This window comes from Bartonella sp. AA18HLJMS (genome assembly GCF_042197245.1).
Taxonomy (GTDB): domain Bacteria; phylum Pseudomonadota; class Alphaproteobacteria; order Rhizobiales; family Rhizobiaceae; genus Bartonella.
Genome location: NZ_JBHIRP010000040.1, coordinates 1 through 3,785 on the forward strand (window position 1 = coordinate 1; position 3,785 = coordinate 3,785).

1 pseudogene is annotated in these 3,785 nt (G+C 41.7%); it reads right to left on the bottom strand.

Annotated elements, in window-relative coordinates:
* Positions 1-3,785 (bottom strand): annotated as a pseudogene (locus ACFINW_RS09550) (hypothetical protein); the annotation flags it as partial.

Consider the following 3,785-nt stretch of genomic DNA (forward strand, 5'->3'; position numbering starts at 1 on the left):
GCAAATGCTTCCGATACACTATTGTAAACCTTTTCCTCACCAGCACTACCATCAGAATTGACAGTTTTAAGCTTGAAGGTAGGTGCAACCCATTCTCCCTTTTCATTATAACCAGCTCCTCCACCAAAATAGGTCGCAAACTGTTTTTGCAGATCATAAATCTGTCCACCCGTAATCGCATCACTCGAGCCTGATACTATAGAGCCAGCTGCAAGTGATGTAAGCTTGCTGTTCTCTTTATTGTCCCCATGCGTCGCTACAAACGCACCTTTAGTCTTGCCCCATAACAATGCATCGCCTTGAACTGCTTGCGTAATATTACTTAGTTTTTCATCAAACTTTTTGACCTCATTAGACAGATGAGTGTTCACATTCTTGACACTCGTATCAAGACCCGCAAAGGCGCTACCAACATCGTTATGTGAATTAGTCGTTACTGTACCATCGTCAGAAACATTAGAGATTTTATAAGTCGGAACTGTAAAAACACCCTCTTTAAAGGATGCTTCTCCACCAAGAAACTTAGCTAAATCCTCACCGATTTTGTTAACCTGTCCACCCGTGATTGCATCACGTGAATCCTTGGCAATCTGACCATCAGCAACATTATGAAGACCAACAGCCGCCTTATCCTTACCTTTACCTAAAGTCACACTCGTGTAATCAATGCCGCCATTCTCACCCTCTTTTTTATCGTAGAGAACCACTGCTGAATCTTCTGACTGAAGACTGCTGGAAAGATCCTTCAGACTTGCATCAAGCTGCGCTTTATTGACTGCCTCGTCCCCATTTTGCGCTGCCTTAACACCAGAAAGAATTCGAGCATCACCATCCCGATTTAAAATATTGATTTTATTGCCGCCTCTTTCCGCACCAATAGTAATAAGACCCATCCTATCCTGCTTGACAAGGCTATCACTCACTACATTCGTAATCTCTTTGCTGATCTCATTTTTTACATTCGTAACAGAATTACCAACTCCAGCCAAAGCATCCGCCACATTGCCATAGTCTATCTCTTCAGATTTACCATCATCCTTAACTGTCTTAACCTTAAAACTTGGAGCTTTCCATTGTCCTTGCTCATCATAACCTGCACCTCCACCAAAATAGGTTGCAAGTTGTTCGTTCAGCGAATAAAGCTGTCCACCCGTGACAGCATCCGTTGAATCTTTAGAAACATCACCATCTAAAAGAAACGTAATTTTGCTGTTATCTTGAGTGGCTACAGCTCTGCCTTTTTCTTCTTTGCTCTTTTCATGACGTGCTACAAAGGCATTGGCTTCATCATTCCATAACAAAGCATCACCTTTAACTTGCTGAGTAATATTCGTTATGTTTTTAGTAAGTTCGTTAAACTTATTTGTTACATTATTATTGACATTCTTGATATTGCTATCAAGCTGGCTTTTGTTAACAGCGTCATTATTGTTCTTTGCTTCCCCAACACCAGAAATTATCCGATCCGCACCGCTTTCATTTGCAATATTGATTTCTGCGCCACCTACTTTTGCACCAATAGTGAGACGATGCGTTGTTTTGTCTTGCTGAACAAAGCTCTCGCTTTCCACTTTGGTAATCACATTATTAACCTGTTCAGTCAATTTATTCTGAACATTCGTGATAGAACTTCCAACACCTGTAAGTGCATCAGCTACATTCGTATAGTTCTTGTCAAAAGAAGTACCATCCTCACCAAACTGCTTGATCTTGAAATCCGGTGCTTTCCATTGTCCTTGCTCATCATAACCAGCACCTCCACCAAAATAGGTTGCAAGTTGTTCGTTCAGCGAATAAAGCTGACCACCCGTTACAGCATCCGTTGATTTAGCGCTAATCTCACCATTTGCTAGAAACGTAATTCTACTGTTTTCTTGTGTCCTGACAGCTTTGCCTTTTTCTTCTTTGCTCTTTTCATGACGCGCTACAAAGGCATCGGCTTCCTTGCTCCATAACAAAGAATCCTGTGCTACTCCTTCAGAAACCTCTTTAATCCTTGCATTCACATTCTTGATATTCTCATCAAGACCTGCAAAAGCGGTTCCAACACCTTGAAAGTCACTCTCTGTTACAACTCCATCTTTAGCAATGTAAGATAATTTATACGTTGGCTGTGTAAGAGCTCCATCTTTAAAGGATGCTTCTCCACCTAAAAACTTAGCTACATCCTCACCGATTTTATTAATCTGACCACCCGTGATTGCATCACGTGAACCCTCGGCAATCTGACCATCGGCAACATTATGAAGACCAACAGCTACCTTATCCTTACCTTTGCCTAAAGTCACACTCGTATAATCAATGCCGCCATTATCACCCTCTTTTTTATCGTAATGAACAACAGCCGAGTCATCTGACTGAAGGCTGGTAGAAAGATCCTTCAAACCTTTATCAAGCTGACCTTTGTTAACAGCTTCATTATTTTGTGTTGCTGCCTTCACTCCAGAAAGTATCCTATCCCCTTTATTCTTGTTGGTTATGTTGATTTCTCCGCCTTCTACTGCTGCGCCAATAGTGAGACGACTCGTTGTCTTATCTTGCTGAACAAAGCTTTCGCTTTCCACTTTGGTAATCACATTATTAACCTGTTCAGTCAATTTATTCTGAACATTCGTGAGAGAACTTCCAACACCGGCAAGTGCATCTGCTACATTCTGATAATTCTTGTCAAAAGAAGTACCATCCTCACCAAACTGCTTGATCTTGAAATCCGGTGCTTTCCATTGTCCTTGCTCATCATAACCAGCACCTCCACCAAAATAGGTTGCAAGCGTGTTACCCATTGTATAGAGCTGACCACCATTTACTGCATCTGTTGAGTTTAGGGTAATCTCACCCTTTGCAAGGAACGTAATTCTACTGTTTTCTTGTGTCCTGACAGCTCTGCCTTGTTCTTCTTGCTTCTTCTCATGACGCGCTACAAAGGCATTGGCTTCCTTGCTCCATAACAAAGAATCCTGTGCTACTCCTTCAGAAACCTCTTTAATCCGTGCATTCACATTCTTGATATTTGTATCAAGACCAGTAAATGCACTACCAACATCTTTAAAAGAGCCCTCTGTTATATTACCCTTTGTATCAATCTTGGATAAGTTATAAGTTGGTCCCGTCATAGCAGAACCAGCAACTCCTGCACCTCCACCAAAATATTTTGATGTATTCGCCATAGCCGTTTCCAGATTTCTCGCTGTGGACGAAAGACTCTCATTGGTTTTGCTTAACTGTGAAAAATTAACGGCATCGTTCGCTCCAGTGCCATCCGACACTCCTGTAATCTTTTTACCCCCAGCATCTATCCCAGAAATGATTATTTTCGGTCCACCTGTAATCACTAAGCCTGTTGCATCTAAGGTACTGCTTCCTGCATTTACTTTATTGACTGCAATATCCTTGGCTAGATCAAATTTTATATTATTGTCATCTTTGCCTTTGCTAATTTGAAGATTTTCACTTGCCGCTGATAAATCGATCTTGCTCTCTATACCAATAGTTGTAGCATCTGCACCACCAACAGACAGCTGCCAACCTTTATCTACGTAATTTTGTAATGACTTTATCTGCGCAACATTTACTGCATCAGTCAGTTCAGAACCAGCTGCTACCCCTATAATTTGTCGCGTTCCCTTCTCGCTGAGATTACCAACACTCATGGCACCATAAACACTCTTCCATTGAACTTCAGCACCTGTTGCACTCGCTTTCTTATTAGGAGAATAGCCCAAAACACCACTAGCCCTATTGGCTACAGAATCACTTCCTATAGCAACACCTCCCGCAACCGTCAC